The organism is Chryseobacterium sp. SG20098 (genome assembly GCF_031844745.1).
GTDB classification, from domain to species: domain Bacteria; phylum Bacteroidota; class Bacteroidia; order Flavobacteriales; family Weeksellaceae; genus Chryseobacterium; species Chryseobacterium cucumeris.
The window spans coordinates 2412055-2435405 of record NZ_CP134622.1; the positions used below are offsets into that span (position 1 = coordinate 2412055).

18 protein-coding genes and 1 tRNA gene are annotated in these 23351 nt (G+C 33.1%); 6 read left to right on the plus strand and 13 right to left on the minus strand.

Translation table 11 applies throughout. From position 1 onward, the window contains the following. Positions 1-21: 21 nt before the first annotated feature. From RHP76_RS11015 to RHP76_RS11025, 3 genes are read right to left on the minus strand one after another with little or no spacing between them, the layout of a single operon-like run. Entirely contained in the window at positions 22-663 is a 642-nt protein-coding gene (locus RHP76_RS11015; protein WP_148045392.1) for an outer membrane beta-barrel protein, read from the minus strand. 48 nt (positions 664-711) lie between these two features. Beyond that, a complete protein-coding gene (gene arfB / locus RHP76_RS11020; protein WP_311230174.1) occupies positions 712-1104 on the minus strand; it encodes an alternative ribosome rescue aminoacyl-tRNA hydrolase ArfB in 393 nt (130 codons plus the stop codon). Between the two features lie 30 nt (positions 1105-1134). Next, on the minus strand, positions 1135-2163 hold the full coding sequence (locus RHP76_RS11025) for an AMP-binding protein (RefSeq protein ID WP_311230175.1): 1029 nt from the start codon (positions 2161-2163) through the stop codon (positions 1135-1137). A gap of 100 nt (positions 2164-2263) precedes the next feature. Here RHP76_RS11025 and RHP76_RS11030 point away from each other — a divergent pair. From RHP76_RS11030 to RHP76_RS11050, 5 genes are all read left to right on the plus strand, one after another. Beyond that, positions 2264-2337 (plus strand) — tRNA-Gln (locus RHP76_RS11030). A 631-nt stretch (positions 2338-2968) separates the two neighbouring features. Continuing rightward, complete coding sequence (locus tag RHP76_RS11035) at positions 2969-3232, plus strand: helix-turn-helix transcriptional regulator (RefSeq protein WP_311230176.1); 264 nt, start codon at positions 2969-2971, stop codon at positions 3230-3232. A 195-nt stretch (positions 3233-3427) separates the two neighbouring features. Next, complete coding sequence (locus RHP76_RS11040; protein WP_311230177.1) at positions 3428-3736, plus strand: helix-turn-helix domain-containing protein; 309 nt, start codon at positions 3428-3430, stop codon at positions 3734-3736. 66 nt (positions 3737-3802) lie between these two features. Beyond that, on the plus strand, positions 3803-4216 hold the full coding sequence (locus RHP76_RS11045) for a hypothetical protein (protein WP_311230178.1): 414 nt from the start codon (positions 3803-3805) through the stop codon (positions 4214-4216). 73 nt (positions 4217-4289) lie between these two features. Next, positions 4290-5819, plus strand: a complete 1530-nt coding sequence (locus tag RHP76_RS11050; protein WP_311230179.1) for a hypothetical protein — start codon at positions 4290-4292, stop codon at positions 5817-5819. Between the two features lie 2272 nt (positions 5820-8091). On the opposite strand, the gene RHP76_RS11055 is transcribed toward RHP76_RS11050, so the two are convergent. From RHP76_RS11055 to RHP76_RS11100, 10 genes are all read right to left on the minus strand, one after another. Then, complete coding sequence (locus RHP76_RS11055) at positions 8092-8358, minus strand: hypothetical protein (RefSeq protein WP_311230180.1); 267 nt, start codon at positions 8356-8358, stop codon at positions 8092-8094. Between the two features lie 407 nt (positions 8359-8765). Then, entirely contained in the window at positions 8766-9326 is a 561-nt protein-coding gene (locus tag RHP76_RS11060) for a hypothetical protein (RefSeq protein WP_311230181.1), read from the minus strand. Position 9327: 1 nt separating this feature from the next. Then, positions 9328-12864 (minus strand): DUF6443 domain-containing protein, encoded by a 3537-nt coding sequence (locus tag RHP76_RS11065; RefSeq protein WP_311230182.1) that lies wholly within the window; start codon positions 12862-12864, stop codon positions 9328-9330. A 5-nt stretch (positions 12865-12869) separates the two neighbouring features. Then, positions 12870-16136 carry a hypothetical protein gene (locus RHP76_RS11070; RefSeq protein WP_311230183.1) on the minus strand — a complete coding sequence of 1089 codons (3267 nt, stop codon included), beginning with the start codon at positions 16134-16136 and terminating at the stop codon, positions 12870-12872. A 5-nt stretch (positions 16137-16141) separates the two neighbouring features. Next, entirely contained in the window at positions 16142-17677 is a 1536-nt protein-coding gene (locus tag RHP76_RS11075) for a T9SS type A sorting domain-containing protein (RefSeq protein WP_311230184.1), read from the minus strand. A gap of 404 nt (positions 17678-18081) precedes the next feature. Next, positions 18082-18429, minus strand: a complete 348-nt coding sequence (locus RHP76_RS11080) for a hypothetical protein (protein ID WP_311230185.1) — start codon at positions 18427-18429, stop codon at positions 18082-18084. Between the two features lie 20 nt (positions 18430-18449). Further along, complete coding sequence (locus RHP76_RS11085; protein ID WP_311230186.1) at positions 18450-18908, minus strand: hypothetical protein; 459 nt, start codon at positions 18906-18908, stop codon at positions 18450-18452. 3 nt (positions 18909-18911) lie between these two features. Then, positions 18912-19121, minus strand: a complete 210-nt coding sequence (locus tag RHP76_RS11090; RefSeq protein ID WP_311230187.1) for a hypothetical protein — start codon at positions 19119-19121, stop codon at positions 18912-18914. A 326-nt stretch (positions 19122-19447) separates the two neighbouring features. Continuing rightward, positions 19448-21181, minus strand: coding sequence for an ATP-binding protein (locus RHP76_RS11095; protein ID WP_311230188.1), 1734 nt, complete (start codon positions 21179-21181; stop codon positions 19448-19450). After that, a complete protein-coding gene (locus RHP76_RS11100; RefSeq protein ID WP_311230189.1) occupies positions 21178-22269 on the minus strand; it encodes a hypothetical protein in 1092 nt (363 codons plus the stop codon). Before RHP76_RS11100 ends, RHP76_RS11095 begins: the two co-directional genes overlap by 4 nt. A gap of 516 nt (positions 22270-22785) precedes the next feature. On the opposite strand from RHP76_RS11100, the gene RHP76_RS11105 reads away from it, so the two are divergent. After that, complete coding sequence (locus tag RHP76_RS11105) at positions 22786-23328, plus strand: antirestriction protein ArdA (protein ID WP_311230190.1); 543 nt, start codon at positions 22786-22788, stop codon at positions 23326-23328. The last annotated feature ends 23 nt before the right edge of the window (positions 23329-23351 follow it).

The window sequence follows — 23351 nt, forward strand, 5'->3', positions numbered from 1 at the left end:
TAATTCAAACAAAGATACAGCTTAAAAACGGAATGTAGCGGCTGCACTTAAAGAAACCCTATGTAAACCTTCTTTTTGGTCATCATCAAATTTATAGGTTACTCCGTTAAACTTCATTTTGTTCAGAGTACCACCACTTAAACCAACTTTTGGTCCAATAAGGAAATTTTTACTGATCTGATATCGGTAACCAAAATCAATTTCTGCCCCGAAAGTACTTCCTGTGCCTTTTACATCTCCAGTTTTGGTAGTATAAGAAAGTACTCCCAATGCAATATCTGCAAATACTTTATGTCTGGTAGTCGAATTATCATTTGAAATAAGTCCGGAAACTCCAAAAAATGTAATATTATCCTTTGTAGTCACAGGAACAGATACAGGCATTCCATTTACATAGCCAAGCAAAAACCCGTCACTGGATGCACTATAATGAGAGTATTTTAGCCCAAGTCCAAAACCGTTATTTACCTCATAATGGGCAGCTATATCAAAGTTCAGTCCGTTTTTAAGGCCTTTCACATAGTCTTTTTCTTCCTTGCTAAGTCCGGAAATTGTTTTTGCTGTTCTCCATGCATACCCTACAGAAGGCCTGATAGAAAATTTCTGAGCGAAAGACATGGCGGAGATTGAGAATACTCCAGCCAAGATTAATTTTTTTATCATGGTTTTAAAGTTTCCGGCAAAAATAAAGTTTTCTGCTGGAGAAACCAATTAAAACCTGAAACGTCTGTTTTCTTTTTTGTCAGAAAGCTTTTTCTTATTATCCAGTCTCTTTTGTTTCTGCCCTTTTGAAGGTTTCGTTGCTGTTCTCTTTTTGGGAACAATGAGTGCTTTGTTTACTATTTCAAGTATTTTTTCAATGGCTTTATTTTTATTCATCAGTTGTGTTCTGCTTTCAGATACTGAGAGGAATAAAAAACCGTCTGCATTGATCCTGTTTTTCAGTTTAAGCTGAATCAATACTTTTTCGTCTTCATTAAAAAATTCTGATGCATCTACTTTCCAAAGTACGGTAACGGCAGTCTCGACCTTATTGACGTTTTGTCCTCCTGCACCGCTGCTGCGTGAAGTTTTGAAACTAAGCTCTTTTGAAAAGTCTTTCATTTTTTTAAGATTTTGAGATACCGAAATCAACTAGAGATCTCTATTTAAATTTTTATACAAATCCAATCTGTTTACCTTCCCGTTGGGAGTTCTCGGAATTTCCCTGATGAAAATTATGTCTTTCGGCCTGTGGAAATTTTTCTCAAATGGTATTTCTGAAACTTTCCTTTTCACCTCATCAGATTCATCTCCTTCTATAATCAATATCAATTTCTGACCCAAACTTTCATCCGGAAGCCCTACAAATATGGCTTCGTTCGGGAGTTCTTTTTTTACCAAAGCTTCAAGGGCTTCAGGAAAAATCTTTGCACCACCGGAATTAATCACATTGTCAATTCTTCCGAGAAATTTAAACTGTTTTTCATTCTTAATGTTAACTAAGTCATTAGTTTGCAATTCTTCAGCATTTATATTCGGAGCAAAGATCTTCAGACAACCTCTCTCATCCAAAGAAATAGATACATTTTCAAAAACGGTAAAATAATCTTCCTGCTCAGGCATCAATTGTTTCAAACCAATATGAGAAAGGGTTTCAGACATTCCATAGGTTTCAAAAATCCGGTTGGAAGGACTAAGGTTCATCTGCAGAATTTTACTTTTCAGGCTTTCTGAAACGGCGGCACCACCAATAATCAGGTTTTTAATCAGATGGAGTTTTTCCAGTGAGTTTTCTACCTGAAGAGGCGTCATGGCACAAAAGTCTATTTCTTCTTCCAGATTTTCAACAGGGTTTAAAGAAGGATTGGTAATTATTAATTTTAATTTTCTTTCTATAGAACGGACAACCATCATTTTACCGGAAATGTATTCTACAGGCAGGCAAAGCAATGCCGTATCTCCTTCTTTTAATCCTAAAAAATTACAGGTCATCACTGCTGAATTGACCATTTTCTTTTTTTCAACTTCAAAAATTTTCGGCACTCCTGTAGAACCAGATGTCTGGACATTTACTCCTGTTTTTTCTGAAAACCATTCTTCCAGAAAAATTTTTACTTTCTTTTCAAATTCAGTATCGAATGATAATTGATTAATATTGAGATTATTGAAGTCTATCAGCATATTTTCCGTGAATAAATTCTACAGTAAATTTAAAAAAAAAATCAAAAAGTTCTTGTATGTAAAGAAAAAAGCTGTAAATTTGCACCACTAAAACAAACACAGACTCATGGTGTAGCGGTAACACTACTGATTTTGGTTCAGTCATCTGGGGTTCGAATCCCTGTGGGTCTACCACTTAATAAACGCAATTCGCTAAATTACAGCAAGTTGCGTTTTGTTTTTAGTCACTTTTTGGCGTTTGGTCACCATTTTAGTCACCCTTTTTATAAAAAACGCTCGGAGTGAACTTCATTAAATCTACTTGAATCTAATTGTATTTTCATCAAAGGAATAATACCCTCTTCACTTAATAAATATTTCTTACCACACCATTACTACTATCAACCGTTAAATTTATCCGTAATTTAGGGTATTAATGATTTTTTTTTAAAAATAAAATATTTGGCACGGTTTTTGATAAGAGTTTAATTAGAAAGTTAAACAATACTTTTACAAAAAAAAGTAGTATAAATTAACTTTCATTAAATATTTTTATAAATAAAAGTCAAAATATTGTGAAAAACCTATAAATGTTACATTAGCATTGATAGGTTTTTTGCTTTAAAGGCAGTAAGTAAAATTTTTATTGTCTAACACGAAAATTATGTCCTTTAATTAAAAATGATTTAAATAAAATAGTAGAAAAAGAATAACAGACATATAAAATTGAAGATAGATTAAAGACCTTTTTAATAAGGGGGGTCTTTTTTTTATACCCAAAAATTTGCTATGTATTAAATAGAATTAATATTAAAAATTATATACAATGAACACATTACAACTGGTACATGTACCAAAAGACGAATTAATTACTGAAATTGAAAAAGTGGTTATTAAAGTATTGGAAGCCCTTAAAATCAGTGGGCAACCTGAAGACGAAAAGGAGCTTTACACGAGAAAAGAAGTGATGGAGCTATTAGGTGTTACCTATTCCACGCTTTTTAACTGGAATAAGAAAAAGATTTTAGTACCGAGAAAGATCGGGCACAGAGTGTATTATGATAGAAAGGAAGTTTTAGCATGTAAATAGAAGGAAAAATGAGAATGTTTATAAGGCAGAATTTTATAAATAAAATCTGAAGAAACTTATAAAATTTCCACTTAGTATAATTTAAAAAATAAAAAAATTCAACGTGAAAACATATCTGTAATAATTATTGCGGGAGGAATTGTCATGTCCAAATTTTAAGAAACAAAAATATAAATAACTTAAAATCAATTAATTATGAATTTAAACAAAATTAAAAACAGCCGTATTGAGATGTTACTACTTGCTGTAATGGAGGAGTTAAGAAATGAAATAGAAGAAATTGTAAGTGAGAAAACCGCTGATCTGATTACTAAAATAAATGTTATTGACGAAAAAACCGCTGAAAACCTTTTATCAATCAAAGAAACTGCTGAATTCTTAGGGGTTAGCACCGCTACGCTCTGGAGGATGAGAAAAGCGGATAATATTCCAGAATATATGATTGGAGCGCAAGTTTATTTCAAGAGATCTGAAATTTTAAAATCGCTTATTCCTGTAAACTAATATTCCTTAGATAGAAACTTAGGTTGGTATTGTCATGCCCAAACTTTAACAAATAAATATTTTATCATGAAAGATTTTAACAACAACAAAATTAAAAGCAGCACTAAAAACATGAAAACAATTGAAAATAAAAAACTTAAACAAGAGTTAATACTTGCTGAAATCTCCTATCATCTTGAATTAGAGAAAAGCCTAAGAAGCGAAGCCAAAGACTTATATTTTGAAATGGATTGCGAAGAGCAAATATGGGTATATAAAGACTCTAAAATAGTAGCTGATGTTTATAATGAGGGAGAATGGGAAAACAAAATTAATGTTACAATAAATATTAGCCCTTACTCCAATGTCACATTTAAGAAAGTTGAAAAGAAACTCCGTGATTTTCTATTTAATGAATGGACTAGAGAGCAATATGAAAAGCTTGAAATTAGTGAGTCATGCCTAAGTAAAGATCTTGAACACTGGAAAGATCAGCAATAAAAATATTAATCCACAATGGAAATCCCTTCTTTTTTTAGGTTGTTGGGATTTCCATTGCTAAAAAAACAACATTATGTCAAAAAAACTATTATCTAAAAATAAAACAGCAAGAAAACTAACTAGAAACGAAAAACACAGAATCACTATTGCGAATCTGGCATTAATCCCTTCCGCAATCAAAAATTATATAGACACGCTTGTTAAAGTTTATCGTCCAAACTTCAAATACAAGCTAAAAGTTGAGTTTTTCTATTATATCATTACAACGATAATAAAGCGCCAAAATACTTATGAAAATAAAGCGCTGGAGAATATCTCAGTAGCACTTAATGCAACGATTCTCAGAGGGATTAAATCCGATTATAATGAGTATATAAATTGGCTTATTGAGCAAGAAATTATTTTCAAGGCTGAAAATTATGAGCCTGGACGTTCTTCAAATAAATATTGTTTTGCAGATTTTATTTTGCAGTCCTTAAAAGAGGATTCAAGTTCCGAAATAGTTGAAATGGAAGCGTTAGAATCTGACACTGTTATCGTTTCAAAATCCATTCAGCAATTGCCTGTATATAAAGATAATGAGCATCTTTTAAAATGGTTTGATGATAAATTGATAATAGATTTCCAAGGAGCTAAAAAATATATTGAAGATTTATCCTATTTTGAAGGTGAAATTTTTGATTTAACACAAAAAAAAATTCGCTGGAATCATCAAATATCAGCTTTACATTATAAAGTTTTTTATGCAACCCGAAATGAGGAAAGTGATTTTCGCTTACATACAGGTTTAACAAGCTTGAAGAAAATATTTAAACCTTTTGTTACTTATAATGGTCAAGAAATTATAGGGTATGATTTAAAAAATTCACAACCGTTTTTTATGATATTTTTAATAGATTCTATTATTAATAATAATGATATAATTAATAAAATATTAGATAGAATATATAATAAAAATGTATTAAGCTCCTTTATGTTGCAGAAAATCTGTAAATGCCTTTCTACAGAGGGTTTCAAAGAAGAGTATATGACCTTTAAAAATTGGGTTCTTGATGGCAGGATTTATGAAAATATGACCGACATAATTTCACCTGACAAGCATTTGGGTAGGTACTATACCTACAAATATGATGAAAGACTAAAGTATAAAGTTAGAGAAACAAATTATAGTCAACGAGATATGATGAAAGGAGTATTTTTTACGCTATTATTCTGTGGAGTAAAAACAAAAGACAAGCATTATCATACCTTGAAACGAGCTTTTCCGAATTTAGTTGAATTGATAGAGATTTTCAAGATGAAAAAGAACTCTGATTTTTCCAAATTGCTACAAAATATTGAATCGGAGTGCATTATTGATTATGTAACAAAGAAAATTGCAGAACAATATCCCGAAATGCCATTGTTTACAATACATGATTCCGTAAGTACAACGGTTGAGTATGGAGATATTTTGAAAACTCTTATGCCTCGCTATGTGTATGAATACACAGGTTTAATGCCTAAAATAGAAGAAGAAAAATGGAAAATGCACGATTATCAGACTGATTATAAGAAACAAGTAGAATTACATCCCGAATGGTATGCTTATAACGGTTATTAAGGAGATTTAATGGCGTTGTCATTGAAGCTATGGTTTTTGTTTCGACTTTATTGATAACCTGGAAAAAAGGCTTATTTGAGCCTTGATTTGTTGATACAAAGGTTGCGTTTTTCTTTAACAGGTGGAAAGTATTTTAGGTGTAGAGCAAAAAGTGATTGATTAAAATCAAATAATCTGCTTGTAATTTCAATACTTTGAGTCCAGTTTCAAATAAAAAAGATTGCGAAACATTGCTGAGTGGGTGTTTATTAGGTAAATTAAACACCAATTTGATAGAAGCAATACTTGTTAGTGCGCATTTGCAATGATGATGTGACAGCATTATCTTTTGAAACAAAAGACCCCGAAGCTAAAATAGACTTGCAACCCAATTTTTCCCCCAATTCGATGGACATACTAATATATACTACCGAAATGGGGGAAAAATAAGAATCAATTCACTTATGTAAATGAATACGTGCTTTTTATGAGCTTTAAGATAAAGCAAATTAAGATCTGTATGTAAAAGCGTCTTAAAACGTCTTTTAAGACTGTTCTTAGGGCTTTCAAGCGCCTTGTAGTATATTTTATGTTGTGATTTAATTTAAAGGTGTTTTTGAGGCGTTTAAAAAGGTTTGTTTGATGGCGTATTATTTCAATAAACCCACATATAGCTTTGAATTACTATATCATTATTACAGAGCTATAACAGTCGGTAGTTTGCCACACCTCTAGGTGAGGGTGTGGTAGAAGAAATAGCTATGAAAAATTATAAGCTAAGAGGAACAATTGAGCTAGTAGAAAATAAATCGAGAAGATTAAGTATCTGGAAAGAACAAAAAGACAATAGAAACCCATTACAGGGAAGTCCGCAATAGATTCGAAAATAAACAGATGGGGGGTAAATAATTTAAGATACATGCTTTTATGGAAGGATTAGTTTTGATGATAAAGCAAATTGAGATCTATATGTTAAAAATGCTTTTAAACGTCTTTTAAGGTGGTTTTTAAAGCTTTTAATGGTTTCGTGTTATATTAATATCTCGATTTGATTTAAGGTTATTTTTGAGGTGGTTAAAAAGGTTTATTTGATGACATATGATTAATAATACCAGAATTTATCAGTTTAATTACAGCAAAAAAAGAAATACAAAACGTTTTTATTAAAAATGTCAGTAATTTTTATTGAAAAGTAAAAACAGCATTTTTTTTTAGTAATAATTCCTATAAAACCAGATCTATAATTGATATAATAATTAATAATGTATAGTAATAATATATATAAAATGTATTAATAGTAAAATAGTAATTGGCTCCTTTATGTTGCAGAAAAACTGGAAAAGCCTTTCTAGTAAGGGTTTTTGGTGCTGTTAAATCAACTTGTAAAATCTTCAAAAAATGGGGCTGATTCAAAGTAAAAGGAGGCTTAAAATTTGCTTTGCACTCTGAATGAATTTGCTGGCAAAATAATCAGCAAAGAGTGCAGGAGTGAGATTCTTAGTGGCTATATTATAGCTACAAACAGGCATTTAGAGGCTGTAAAGAGCTGTTTTAATAATGTTTATTGTTTGAATGGTATATGGGGGTCATTTTCCGATAATTCTGTAAAATAAAGGACTTGTATGAGCCTTAATTTGCCAGAAGATATGTTTGAAAAAAAAGTGCTTATTGAATTGAAAAAAAATCACAAGCTTATTTTTACTTGTCTCTATATTTAATGCAGTCTTGTATAATAAAGAAGCCTCCCGATTAGGGAGACTATTGCAGGAAGTAAAAAGGGTTTAGAAATACATTTTATTTTGCAGATCAATTCAAATTATTAGCTAATCTGATATGTCCTTGAGATGGCTTACTAAACGAAACATAAGACACGAAAAAAGCCATCTCTTTGGACATTTGTTATCAAATCATACGGCAGTAACTTTTTCTATCCCCTTCCTAGCGGTATTTTACCGCTGGAAGAGACCAATAGATAAGTATTTAAAAAATAATTCAGACATAATTAAAGCCAAGTTTTACTTTCCTAGCTTCTTATATCACTTATTTTAGATTAATCCAAAATTACTGTTTTTATTTTTAAATTGAGCCTGTTTTTTATGTAGCATATGCAATTTGATCAGCTGTGTATAGATGTTTATAACGCTCAAAGACCTTATCTGAAACGGTTTTCTAAAATCAATATTTTAAAAATGGTTTTGGTACTCAATTTATTTGGAATATAAGTCATTTTAAACTTAATCTTTTGAGATTTAAATTTTATATAATACTTTCCTGGTTAAATGTCATCGTTTAATTAATATCTACGATGAAAACCCAGACTATTCCTATAAGTGTTTGCGGTACTTCTTGAAACTCCTAAAACTTTTGCAATTCCTTCGTCTGACATATGAGCTTCGACAATTAAACGCTTTGCTGCTTTTTTCCTTGCTTCCAAGTAAATTCTTTTCCCTGAGTTAGAAATAAAATCTAATCTATTAACGCCAGTTTCGACTTCTACATCCTTTAATATCTCTTCAATTATTCTTTCTTGTTCGGGAAAACCCTTTGATTCTTGATTCATATTAGATTGTTATAATTATTTTAAAAAAAGTGTTTAAATAGTCCTGTACAAAGCTTTTTTATACTTTCAGGATTTTTATTTTCTACATTTAAAATTAATGCAAAAAAAATTACTTTAAAAGAGATATAATTAATTTGATCAAGTATAAATAAGTCTTATTTAGGCAGATTATGTTATTGATATTACAAAGTTTAGATATTAAATTCTGATCATTCTTGGAGTGTGGAAAATTTCAAAAATGAGTTATAGTTGATCAATTTGATCAGGAATATGATTAGTAGTGTCACTTTTGTAAGCTTCTATACCTTGTTAGAAACAAAAAACCCACCGCAATTGCGATGGGTTCTTTGCTATTAGTCAGATCATCATCTGTACTTATTGAAGAATCTCATTGAGACATCATAACATTATTTAGGGTTAAAAAGATGAACAACTTCTTTTGTTTCTTTCTCTGCTAAAACAGGAGGATCAAATATTACATCTCGAGTAATTTTCTTTTTAATCGTATCAAAAAGCATTTCACCTTTTATATATTGATTTTTATTATCATGAGTAAATGTATATACAGCATATGGCTCTCCTGTTTTACTGTAAAAAATCCAAGCCCCCCTTTTTAAGTATAAATTTTCCCCTTTATAAAAATCTATTTCTCCCTCACTTGCGATTTTTCCATTATTAAAATAGATTGTTGAAGTAAAATGATTAGGTGCTTTATGTAAATAGGAGTAGCTACTTATCTTTTGATTTGGATAATATTTATAAATTTTAATTACAGTTCCATTATGATAGATATACTTACTATCTAATTTGGCACTTTTATCAAAAACTTCTGAACTTACTAATCTTCCTTTACTGAATGTCGCTTTTGTATTAGTCTCATTCGTTTTAATCCATTCAACATAATTTTCTTTTTTACAAGACTGTAGCAAAAGAATAATTACCCCAATCGTAAAACCTAAGTTCTTCATATTATTTTTGTTTAGACTTTATTACACTATCAATTTTTGCCTTTACATATGGATTTGAAATTTCGTCATAATTATTTCCTGTATGCCAGTTCTGATATATATTTCCTGTTTTTGGCACTTTAAATTGCATAATAGTATCTTTATTATCAAGTGGTACCGTAGCATTAATAATTGTATCTTTATTGACAGGTTGCACCTTTCCTCCTAAAAATGTATATGCTAAATCTCCCAATGCCATAATATCAACCCTGTAAGCCATAATATCTTTCCAATCATTTCCTCTGCTTAAACTATTAACCATTCCTCCCATAAAACCATCCAAGCTTACAATTTTATCAATATCCCCTCTAAAGAAAGGATTAGTATGGTTTAAAGGACCAGCACCTCCTAAATTTGTATAAAAGTTACCACCTTCATTTCCTAAATGAGAAAGATATCTGGTAAGATCAAAAGCACCTTGACCTTTTATATACATTCCTCCAGGTGTTGTTGTAGCTCCATAAGAAGTGTTGCCGTTTGCATCAGTATAAGTTCCGTCTGCATTTAAGGTATATTTGACATCACCTGTAGTTTGATCTGTAACTTCGCCTGTTTCTGCGACACCGTATACATTTGCATACCCTGCATCCATTGCCTCTTGCGTTGTATTAATATTGGCATTATAGGTCAATTTATGTTGTCCATCTATAATTTGATGTATCCAACCTAACCCCTCTCTACCGTCAGGATCTATAAAATTAACAGGGTTACTAAAGGCATAATTATAGGGGCTATGTCTTGTCATCTTTTCCGCCAGTGGATCTATAACTCCCCATCTACCAAGATCACTCATATACATTCTTGCTCCAAAATCACTCCATCCAGTTTCCTGTAGTTCTTTACCTCCGAATTTATAGTTATAATAACCTCCAAAGTTTGAACGTGAAGATCCCCCTATATGGTTTAATCCAAATGGATAATAATTATTAGTATCTATAGATTCCAGCACTCCACCGTTATTTTTAGCAAAACTTACTCTTATATTTCCTAAATGGTCTTTGTATTGGTAAATATAGCGGTTTTCTGCAAAACTGTAAAATCCTTCTGCGGTAGGTATAAATTCTAATTTCCACTCAGCTGTAGGAGGAAACAGTGGTGGTCTTTTGGAATAAGCTTGTACTTCAAATGCCGTCTCAGTTTTACAGGTTAAACATGTACCGCCATTGTCTTCAAATGAGTATTGGAACCCATCCAGATAGTCTGTCATACGGCTGGTAGGAAGTCCCATATAAAACTGCTGTGAAATTGTTTTACGAAGCTTTACCCCATCGGCACGGTATAGGTGTGATATCCCTGTATTAATTGGCCTGTCCATATAATCAAAACTCTGGATTGAAATAGCATTAGGCAGATTAAGGTAATTGTAAGCAATGGATTGGATTCCTTTATCCTTCATATCAGTCATATTGCCATTAAGATCATAAGCAATGATATTGTTTCCTCCTTCATATCCTGAGCTGTTAGTGGAATGTTCTATCACCTGATTCAAACGGTTTCCTGTGTACTTGTATTCAAGATCATCTACCTGTGTGGCTGTAGTTCCTGATACAGGATAAGCATTTCTTTTCAGGGTCATGATATTTCCGTTCATATCATAAGTCAGGTGTTCATTGAAGTTGTTATTATACGGATTGGTAGCTCCAGGTTCTGTATAAATAGCATCTTTCAGCCTGTTAAGAGGATCGTAAGTGTAAGAATATCTTTTCAAAACATCTTCTGAAGCGTTTCTCCAATCTACTTCTACAATATTTCCATTATACCTTCCTGAAGCTAAATTGGTGTACTGAGGGTTAGTATACCTGATTTCATACCCAAAGAGTTTTCCGTTTAAAGAAGCTGGATCATTGATTTTGGTAAGCCATCCACGGATATTGTACTTGTAATCTATAGATTGTAGTGGGTTTGCAATATCTGTTCCTCCCACTTTTTTATTGGTAATCTGGGAAATTTCGTTATACGTATTTTGCGCAAGAATTTCTGTTGGATTGTTATCAACCTGATGTTTATGAGAAAGTAGTCTGTTCTGGTGATCATATTCAAATGTTTCTGTAATCACTTTTTCTGTATCAGTATCTAATCTTTTATGTCGGGTAATAGCCAGCTTGGTAACACCCGCAAAATCCAGCTTGGATTCTGTATGGGTATATCCTCCCACATAATTGATAGAGTGGCTTCCAATAGCTCTTCCTTTCCTGTCATAATAGGTATAGTCTTTTGTCCAGCTGTCGTCTTCAATGTTTTTTACAAGGCTCATGACAGGCATCCCTTTAGTACTCCTTCCGTCAGAAGTAGGAGTTTCAGTAAGTACAGATTCTCCCTGAATATCCGAAGGGAATGCAGGATTAAAACTGTAGGCAGGATAAGAGTCGTAATAGTTAACAGATAAGATACTTTCAGGGGTAAAATATACAGCCGTATAATAAATATTCATTCCATTTCTTACAAAACCTGTAGAATCTCTGGTATCAGTAATTGCAAGATTCTTGATCTGATCCTGTATTGTAGCTCTACTGTCATTTGAGTTGAATATTCCTGTATAGGCAACTCTTCCAAACTGATCATACTTGGTCATTAACCATTTTCCTGTCATATTAGCATCTTGGGTAAGCATCAGCCTGTCTGCCTTATCATACACCATCAGTTCCCAGCCTTTGCCTGGCACTTTCTTTTCAACCAGTCTTCCCTTTCCATCATAACGGTACTGATAGCATAAGGTATTGAGAAGGTCATCCGTAATAGGTTTATGAACAGCCATAGGAGGAATGACAAAAGCCAGCTGGTCATATTCATTATACACATAATAGGTATCAATATGTTCCGAAGAACTCTTTATTTTTCGAACTAATACAACCTGACCTTTACCATTTTTAAATTCTATGGTTTCATTCTCATCCTCATCTTTGACAGAGTTTTTATAAAGCTGGTTAGGGGCATACACCGTAGTTGAGGATAAGCTCAGAGAACTTTTTGTAGCCCCATCTACCCAACTTGTGGTTGTAATATACTGATAGACTTCATTCAATCCGTTGGTGTCATAGCTGAACTTTACAGATTTTCCGTTCCAATCATTGCCTACTTGTTTCTGTTCCAGAATCCTGTCCAAAGGTGAGTTTTCCAAGACTTTCTCAGAATAGATCTTTTCATTGCCATAAGGGCTACTGGATAGATTACTTAAAGGGTTGGGAGTAATAGCTCCGTTTAAAGTGTTTCCTTGTGGAACAGGAAGATAGTCTTTTACCTGTCTTCCAAACGGATCATATTCAATAGGAGTAACCACATCTTTTCCTAGTGGCGATGCTTTTACATTGACTATTTGCTTTGGTCTTCCCAGACCATCAAAATACTGGACAGTTTCTAAAGACTTTGTAGCGGTGGTGCCATTATAATCGAAGTAAGTTTTACTCTGGATATAGTTTTCTGTATTAGGAAGCGTAGTAAGCTGTGCCTGCAGAGTACCTGTTATAAGCAAAGCACTTATTGGTATTATTATTTTTCTCATTGTGTTTAGTTTTTATAGTTATACTTCATTTCCTTTAGCACCTGTCCGTTTACATCTACTACTTTCTGAAGTCTGCCTGCGGAATCATAAATGTAGTTTTCTCTGATTCCTGACGGTGGGGTAATGCTTCTTACTCCAATTAAAGGATCATAGGTATAGGTAGTGATCTGATAGTTTGGCAGAGCGTTTTTAAAGGTATTCAGCACTGATAAAAATGCGGACTCATCATTGTTAGCCATAGCAGAAGCATCTGTATTGGAAGCTGTAACAATGGAATCAATCAGCGACTGTGAAATATCTGTTAATTTAGCTCCTTCTATCTTTGCAATCGGCTGAGTATTTTTATAACCCCAGATAATGGACGTAGTTAATCCATTTTTATCTGTATACTGAGTTAGGTTTCCACTATCATACTGATCATATGTAATTTCAGTTGTGGCAATTCCAAGAAGATCCTCTTTTATAATTGAACTTGGATATAAGTGAGAAGGATTGTCATATTTTATTTCATGCTTACTGATGATCTTTCCATTTTTCTTCACTTCAGTTTCTACTGGCTCACTAATGATATTAGCAAGGATCAGTTTATTGATTTGTTTATCTGTAGGGTATTTAAAGTTAACCTCCATGAGTTCATTATCAGAATATTTTATATTCTTATTTGCCAGGAAACAAAGGCTGTTAAATGCATTGTTTTCCAGCGAACTTACTGTCGTGTTATTCATATAGTCCTTTACTGTCGAATCATTCATAAACACATAATCTCCAGTAAACTTGCTGACCTCATAGCTGATCTCACTAACTTCAGAGTTTTCTGCAAGGAATACATCTTTTGAATTAACTCCCAAAGAGTAGACAGTAGCAGGAGTAAATCCCGAAGGATTGATCTGGTAATGGTTATCTATTTCTTTTAGAAGTATTCCGTTATTATCTTTCTCTTTAACATTTAGAATAAGTCCTCTTAGATAACTTTTGTCTGGATGATGAATAGTGGGAGCAGCCCATGTAGCATATTTTGAGAAATATGGGGAAAAATACAGAGGATCGAGCGTAAAACCTCCATTACTTGCACCTGCGCTTTTCCATGTTTTTCCTACTTTTTCATCATCAGGATGAGTGGAGAATGCACTTAATGTATATTCTTTTATACCTTTTCCATCAGTCTCAGCCACTACTCTTGAATATCTGATCAGATCATCTGTGTACATGTATTTGGGACTAGAATATATAACCATATATCGGCTTCTGTTCCCATTATTTTCATTTACTGTGATCTTTTGAATTTCAGACAGCCTTCCTGCTCCATTATTATTGAAGGATGCAGCTACCTGCAGAAGTTCTGGATGAATTTCTCCACTGGTCTGTCCATTAGCAAGGAGGTACTTATAAGTAGTTGTAACTGGTTGGGATTGGCTGTTTTCTTTTTTAATGATATTTTTAATACGAAGTCCGCCTGTTTTGTTATTGGTAATATAAGATGCTCCACCTGTATTAAAGTCGTTCAGTTCATATTCGTAAGATATACTGCCTTTTGTGGGATATACAATCTTGGTTAATACTGCTGCTTTTGATCTGTTTTCAGAAGGTCTTCTATTGGCGCCAGCATAATTCCAGCCATAGGATGCGCTTATTACCTCGGGAACTAAGGTCATAGCAGTATTATCATTGAAGTATCCCCAGAAATCCTGCTGAAAAGCGTTTCGTGAAGGAAGGCTCTCTGTCATGTTGTATTCAAAATCTGTCGAAGCAATCTGATCATTTGACGTTCCGATAGATTTAAGACTACCAAGTTTTAATCTTTTACATTTATAATCATTGCATGATCCCGTAAAATAAGACTGAACAAATTCCATTTTTGAGATTCTATTGTTATTAAAATCATACTTTTCTACCGATGATAGACTTTTTCTCTTGCTGTTTCCATTCTGGCTTTGGTCAATATCCTGTCTTTCAGGACCATTGTAAAAAAGACTGATCTTATTTTGATCTGACGTTGTGATTACAGAAATTCTTTTTGGTGACTTGAGTCTAAAGTCTGTATTTCTTGGAACTTCACGTTCTGTAAAGCCTGGATCTCCTGAAAATATAAAATAGTTTGGGGGATTTGCTGTATAACTACCTCCAGGAAAGAATTTTTGCTTTATAAAAGATTTTTCATTGTAAATAAGATCTGGTAAAGTTTCATAGGCATAGTTCATATAATCTCCACTTATACCTTCCATTTTACTTACATACCATTTAGAAGTGTATTCATTAGCGTCAATCCCTTCATTTCTGTCAGGGGTATTTAGCCCCCAACTGTCATCATGTTCTGGGGTTGTTTCCGTTTCGCTATACAGCCTTTCTGTATATTCAGGGGTATTTGGAAGTGTGTAAACGATCCCTTCGGGGGTAGTGATCACCCATTTGTTGTCTGTAGAGCCAAAAGGTGCTTTTATTTTTAATCCTGGTATGTGTGGTATGGTAACGGGGTTTCTGTCTCCATCAAAAATAAATTTGCCTGAGTATTTTCCTACCTTAAAATAGAATTCATCAGGTTCACCATCAACATTAAGAATCTGCCAGCCTACCCCAAGCATAGCCGCTAAATCAGCAATAAGGTATCCATCTGATATATTGGGAGCAGGCCCACCAACGGGCTGAGCGAGAAGTGAACGGAATTTATCGACATTAACACCATTTTTAATATTTATAGCAAGCCCTTGCAATGCACCACCAAGTGATTGATTATTATAAGGCTTTTCAGCCATAATGAAAGTTCCGTTATAAGGTGTTGCAAAAATTTTAGGGTTCCAGTTGGCATAGTCCAGCCAGCCATTAATACTTTTCTGGTTATTGGGCATTGGAGTACTTATGGTGCCTGCGACCCCTACGGCTGCATTCGTGTATATAGTAATATCATCAGGAAAACCATTGACTTTACGGCTAATATATCCACCAGCTTCAATTTCCCATCCCAATCCTGCATCTGAAGCGATATCATTTACTCTTATTCCTTTACCTTTGTCATATATTAAGGATACATTTTCACTTAATGACTTTGTTGAGATATCAGCAATAGCTATTGATGGTCTTACAATTCCTGTACTCAAATCAACCTGCTGATCAGAAATTTTGAATTGAGTTAGTCCGCTGGTTTCTGGTTTGCTTACATTAGGTCTGTTAGCATTAATGGTTTGCATGTCAAGCCAATAGGTCTGCGCATTAAATTGGATACTGGTTGCAGATAAAAATGATAAGATTAAGGCAATTTTTATTTTTTCTTTCTTCATCGTGTTTATTTCTTAATTAGTTTGGCACTAGCCGTTTTATTCGTGTCAGTTTTAATGGTTACCAGATAAGCACCTTGAATCAGTGCCTGGGTATTGATTTTGGTGACTTTGTTTTTGGTAGTAATGTTTTGAAGCTGTCTTCCGCTCATATCATACAACAGAATATCAGCCTCTTTAAAATCAAAGCCGATTTCTACATAAGCATAATCAGATACAGGATTTGGATAGATCTTGATGTCCTGTTTTTCAATCAGCTGGTCTACCTGCTTGTCTCCCAATTTTACAATCTTCCAGTTTTCTTTTCCCAGTTCTTCTGCGCTGGTTCCTGCAATCAAAATCGAACCGTCACGGTTGAGCTTTAAATCAGATAATCTCTCTTCTTTTTTTCTGGATTCTCCTGTTATATGCTTTCTCCATAATTCATTCCCTAACTGGTCAATATACAATAACCAAAATGTCTCGTCATCGGCTTTTATCCTGTCTTCAGACTGCGTATAACCACCTAATAATACGCCTTTAGATAACTTATCATCGGAAGACTGAATCACGCTCATTCCCATCAGAATATCCCTGTTTCCAAAGCTGTAGGATTTTTGGAACTGCTCATTTCCGTTTTGGTCTAATGCAATAAGCCATAGGTCAGTTCCTTCTTCTATTCCTACGGTTTTATTGCCTGATCTTTCTGATCTGGATTCTCCACCTATGAGGTAGCCAGATGAAGTTAAAGCCATTGTTCTTACATGGTCATCACCTTTTCCTCCAAAGTTTTTCTCCCAGTCAATTTTTCCGTCTTTTGAAAGTTTTATAATCCAGTAATCTCCTTCACCGTAGTTTTCTGTTTTCTTGGTACCACCGACACTGCTTCTGGAATAAATTCCGAGTAATGCTCCGCCATCTCGTGTTGGAATCATCTTCTCAATTTCGTCTAATCCTTTCGATCCAAAAATAAATTGGGAGAGTTCTTTTCCGTCTTTATCTAATCTAACGATAAGTACATCTTTTGAACCGTAGCCCTTAGGGGAGTTCTGAACATTACCCGCAACAAAGAATCCCTGATCTGTAGTCTGAATTACAGCTCTTGCTTCTTCATCAGAACTTGATCCAATAGTTTTTTGCCATAGCTCGTCTCCAAATTCATTAATTCGAATTAGCCAGATGTCTGATCCGCCTTTAGAATCCTCCTTTTTATCAAGACCTTTACCTGAATAGGATGTTCCAGAAATAAGGAATCCTCCGTCCTGAGTAGTGACCGTTGAAGATAGATAGTCGTGATTGTTTCCTGAAAAATATTTTTCAAAAACCTGCTCTCCCTGCTGATTCAGCTTTACAAGGTGAAAATCATAGCCGTTATTTTGCTTACTTCCAGCTTTGGGTGGCTGTATAGAGCTTCCTGTGATCAGGTACTGCCCGTCAATAGTCGTAGTAATTTGGCTTAGAAAATCCTGCGAACTGGATTTGATGTCTTTCTGCCATATCACACTCTGAGAGTACAATACAGCGGTAGTGCATAGAGTTAATGCACTAAAGTAGAGTTTCTTCATACTTGTGTTGAATTTTGGGTTGTTAATTACTTATTTTAAATCATTGTAAAAATATTGCTTTTACATCTGCTTAGAAAGATTTATGTATTAAGTGAATATGAAAATTATCACCTTTCAGTGTTTTGTATCTGTTCTAAATTAACTTATGACAAAGGTATACCTCAAAAGCGACAAAACTTGTCGTGTTATAATCAGGTATAGAAGTATTTAGCATTTTTCCTTTTTGAAATATTCTTTTATTGCATTGATTGTGGATCTCAAACTTTTCATAAAGTAATAAGCACAAACCATGTACAAAATAAGTATTGAAACCATCATCAAAATAAGCCATACATCACCCCAAATGCTGTATGTTCTAAATTTGATTGCTGGAAAACAGGTTGTTTGCATCTGTAATTTCAGTATCATTTGGCAGTATCAAAAGGGTTTTCGTTTGCCTTCATGTAAACAGAACCCATGCGCTTATATTTGATATTTTTACTTTTTACACACAAATCATACAATCCGTTTCCTTTCTGCTCTGAAATTCGCAAGAAGACAACATCTTTTTCCTCGCAATCATTGTCTATTGCAACGTGTTTTCTAAGGTCTTCAATCGTTGCATCAACTTTTTTCAAAAAAGATTGTACCTTTTTATCAGGAGCTGGTTCTACATAATTGGGTGGAAGGTCACATTTCTTGTCTTTCCCTGTTTCCTGCGCAAAATAAAGTGTTGGTACTGCAAGCAGTACAGTAAAAATCAGTTTTTTCATTGTAAATTATTTGATTGTTATTATTTAATAAATTCTTCTCTTTGCTTTGAGGCTTCGGCGTAAGAGTCAAATACAAGTATCTTCCTTTTTCTTACGCTCATTCCTGAAGCAACAGCGCCTTCTCTATAGAGTGTTTTCTCAAACTCATCCATCTTCCTGTACTTTGCATCTTCGCTCACATCCATCATTTCTATAATATCGCTTCCTACACTTTGATATCGGGAAATGTTCTCTCTAACCAGTGCCGAATCAGTATCAGGCGCTATTACTGCCATTATAATGGCGTACTTTGGTTTTAGTGAAATACTTGATACAGTGTCCTGAATATAGCTTGTGGAATCGCTAAAAGTAGGTGTGGAAGCCTGATAAGTAGTATCTATGCTTGCAGAATCTATATCTGGATAAGTCCCCTGCAAAGTGTCTTGCCTTTTACAGCCAGTTACTGCGTAAAAAGCCATTAATAGGTAAATCCTTCTCATTGGCTATTTTTCAGACAGTAAGGCTATGATTCCAAGTAGAATGAAGTGACCAATGTAGGATAAGATTCCCCAGACGATCATAAATCCGATGGCTCCAATGAAAGATTCTGGGCTTGTCCAGTTCCAGGATAGAACTCCTGAACCAATAATTACGACCGCATAAAGAATAAATGCAAATGCGGGTAAACATCCGCTCTCATTTGTGTTGCTCATATTTTTATAAATTTTGTTTGAGTTTGGGCAAAAAATAAAGCGTGGTACTGAAGTCAATCTGTTACTGAGGTACTAGGATACCCGACAACCAGAAAGACTTAGCCCACGCCCGTATGGAGCATGAGCGTAAATCAATCGGATTTGGTTGTCTTGAAGATTCCTAGTTTTCAGTAACCAATGCGATAGCTTTACGCTTTTATTCTTCGATGTTATTCTAAAATAGCATTATAGCCGTTTAGATAAATTTTTCTATATCAATAACTAAACCGTTTTAATGTTTATAGTTTGCAAAAATGAGAAAATTTCTTCAACAATTGTTCCATATCTTATAAAAACTCCATTATTTCAAAGGTTTCATTTAATACTTCATCTAATTCTTGACTGTGTGGTTTTAAAATAGATTCTTTATTTGTTGAGTCTCCAATACATATTAGTTGTGTGTTATTGGCAAAAAAATCTTTGCGATAATCCTCAATCTTAGAGTCTTTTGTTTTATTATCAGCAATTGAAATAATTGTTTGGGTATCAGATGGTAAGTTATTACATATAAATTCCAAAATTTTCTTTTTACTATTACCTTCTAAATCTTCTTTAAAAATACTGTCTAATATGAAGGGGAGTCTATGTATCGATTCTGTCTCATTAATAATTTTATTAAATGCAAAATGGTAGCTTAAAACAGCTAAGTGTAACTCAACTCCTTGAAAAGGGAAACTTGACAATTCATAGACGTAGTTAAATCTACTATCATTTAAAATAGAAACATCTAGTTTTTGATTGTTGAAATTATAATATTTTTTAAAATCTTTGTTTTTGGCTAATCTTTCGCTCTCAATGTCATCATCATTTTTAAAATCTTTAAGTTGTTCCTTAATTTCCTCAATATCAATTGCTAAAACTCCAATGTTTTCATGAATTGAATTCTCAAGCTTAATGTCAGCTTGGGCTTTTATCCATTCATCAAGCGTTACATTATTATTGGAATAAATTACATGTTTACGATAATCATCCTCTAAAATACTTCTTAGTTCGTTAATTTTTTTGTTTAAAGAATTTAATTCAGATTGGATTTTTTTATTCTCTGTTTGGATTCTCTGTTTAATTTTAATAGTATCATTTTCCTCTTGATAATACTCATAGATTTGTTTAGTATCATTGGGTAATACTTGCTGGCATATTGGACAATTATCTTTTCCAGGAAATTGTTTACTATGATTTCTACTTACTTTTGAAATCACTGAAAGTCTTTGATTGTTATAAGTCAATAAATTAGTTTTTTTTACATAACTATTTTCGTGCTGTAACAAATCCTTTTTTCTTTTAGCTATTATATCAATAAATTCTTGTCCTTTTCCCTTAAATGAATCATCAACTAACTTTGAAGCGATAATCGCTTGGTCTTTTCTTTCAAAATTGACGTAAAAATTATATTGAAATTTTTTTTCACTTAGCACATTTTCTAATTCTTTTCTTTGCTCCTTGTTTTCAAGTTTAGTAATGCCTAAATAGTAATCTAAAAAATCATCCTTGAAATTTTTATAAAAATCCAAATTGCTAAATGATTTTCTCAAATAAACCCATCCGACATCTTGAGAAACGTAATAAGGTAGGAAAATGGTTTCTATGGGCGCTTTAGATACACCATTTTTAGATTCTAATATTAAATTAAAGTCTAAAAGTTCGTTAAAAAACTCTTTTAGTTTTGCATGTTCAACAGAGGTGTTTCCACTTATGCCATTGAATGTTAATACTTTTTTTGATTTTGAATCTTTAATGTAAATAGTTTCGTCTTTTCTTATAAAAACATATTCGATTATCTCATTATTTTTTTTAACAGCAACATCGAGCCTTATGAAAATATTTTCTTCTAATATTTTTGTGAGTTTAGCTTTGTTGTCATTTATACCAAATGTGAACAGGATTAGTTGTATTAATGTACTTTTTCCAGCAGTATTTGCTCCGTAGATTACATTGAGTTTTTTACCAAAACTAGTATAAAAGCTCTTATTGTTGGCTTCGCTATGAATAAATATTTGGTTAATTGTCAGATATGTTTTCATTGTTGCATAAGTGTTAAAAAGTATCCTGCAGATATAGATGCTTTTAGTTGTAATGGACTTAAAGTTGAATTTTGTTCGGTTAGAAATGACTCATATAATGCTTTAATACAAAGTACATCGTTAGTGAAATTATGAAATGTACCTTTTTTATTTTCGATGAAACGGATTATTTTTTGGTGTTCACCTTGTGTCAAATCTTTAAATTCATCCAAGCTGTTTTCAAAGTTTAGTTCGAAAGACATTGCTTCATAAACATTTACCGAAAGTTCTTCACATATTTTTTCAGTTTTTTTTCTACAAAATTCTAATGCTAAATTTTTTGTTGTTAATATTCTTAAAATTTCATCAATTTGAGAAGATTCAATTCTTTTTTTCTTATTATCAAGTCTGAGCACACCTCCCTGATTAAATGTACCTTCAATCTCCTTGAGACGCTTAATAAATGTATCTCTAGCCGCATCATGGTCTACTATTGATTTTCCGAAAACAGATTTAAATTTACCACTTAAAAGTTCTAACTGATTTTTTGTATTTCTACCTAAATCAATAAATGTAAAATTAAGGTTATCAAAATGATTAGTTTGTTCACTGTTAAAAGTAACCTCAGAATTTCCCCTTTTTAGGTTATCTTGACAATCTTTATTAAGTGCAGAGTAAGCGATGGACTCGTTAGTTTCATTAATGTAAACTTTTTTAGTTTTTTTACTTGTCGAGCATTTATAATCTAATGCAATTGTATTGTTGGTAATGAAATGCTGTGACTGTATGTAATTTTTAGTTTTTTCTAATGGGTCTTTAAATATTTCAATGCCAATATCACTTATTTTTTGTATGATTTCGTAAACTTGGTTTGTTGTCCAGACCGTAGATGATTTTTTTGCTTGGTAAGTTGTTACTTGTGACAGTTCCCCTTTATCATTTAAAAAACCAAAAACAATGTCGTCATAATGTTCAAGCATTATAAAATAATCTTGAGATTTTAATGTCTCATATTTTTCTAAGAAAATGTAAACACATGTATTCCTCTGAAAATCGAAGCCTACATTTGCATGAACACCTGAGTTGCTATCTATCTTACCTTTAGCCATTTACAATATTAATAAGTTTAATCTCAACCATTTTGTTAATAAATGCGTAAGTATAGTAAAAAAAAACTATTCACAGTATGGGGTTTTCCACATATTTCACCATTTTATTTACTTTTATTCAAATTTCTTATGGTAATACGACAAAAGTCGTCGTATTAAAAATTATTTTAGATGTCTCTGAAGAGTACCCATATTAGTCTTAGGGGGAGGGGGGAAGGCGAGTTTTTGCTATACCCCCCCACCTTTGAAAAGCCGACTGGAAGTTTTCTGGCGGTCTAAAAACCTGGTCACTTTTTTTAATATTTTTAGACTACTGCCTAGAGTTAGTACAGGTTTGAAGAGATTTTTTACGAATTCAAAATATTTATGCTATTTCATTGAATATCACCCTATTTTTATAACATTTGGCACGGTTTTCGACTACTAAAAGGCAACAAAAAACCCCATCAATACTACTAATATTGAATGGGGAGTGTGTAAAATAAATTTCAGTGTTCAATCAAAAACTTATCTACAATGACAAAGTTACAAAATTGTTTGGAAGATTTCCAAATCTATGTCGGAACGTACAAAAAGTACAATGAAGGTTCAATCTATGGGGAATGGTTAAACCTTTCGGATTATTCAAATTATGACGAGCTTTTACAAGCTATGCAGGAACTACACCAAGATGAAGACGACCCCGAATATATGTTTCAGGATTATGAATGTTCAGAGTTCTTTATCAAACAAAAGCTAATCAGCGAGTGCCACATTTCAGCAGACATTTATGGGATAGCCGAACAAATCAATGATTCAGATTATAATTTCGAGGTTATAGAAGCCTATGCAGAGTGCATGAGTTATTATCATGAGGACGTAAGCGACCTATTAGAGAGCCTTTCAGATTCTTATTATGGTGAGTACAGTTCAGACGAGGATTTTGCGCAGTGTACTTTAGAACAGGAAGGTTCAATACCTGAAAACCTACCATCTTACATTTACATTGATTGGGAAGCAACCGCCAGACATTTAATGTATGATTATATGAGTTCTAACGGGTATTACTTCCGAAACTAACAACAATAACAATCTTTGCACCT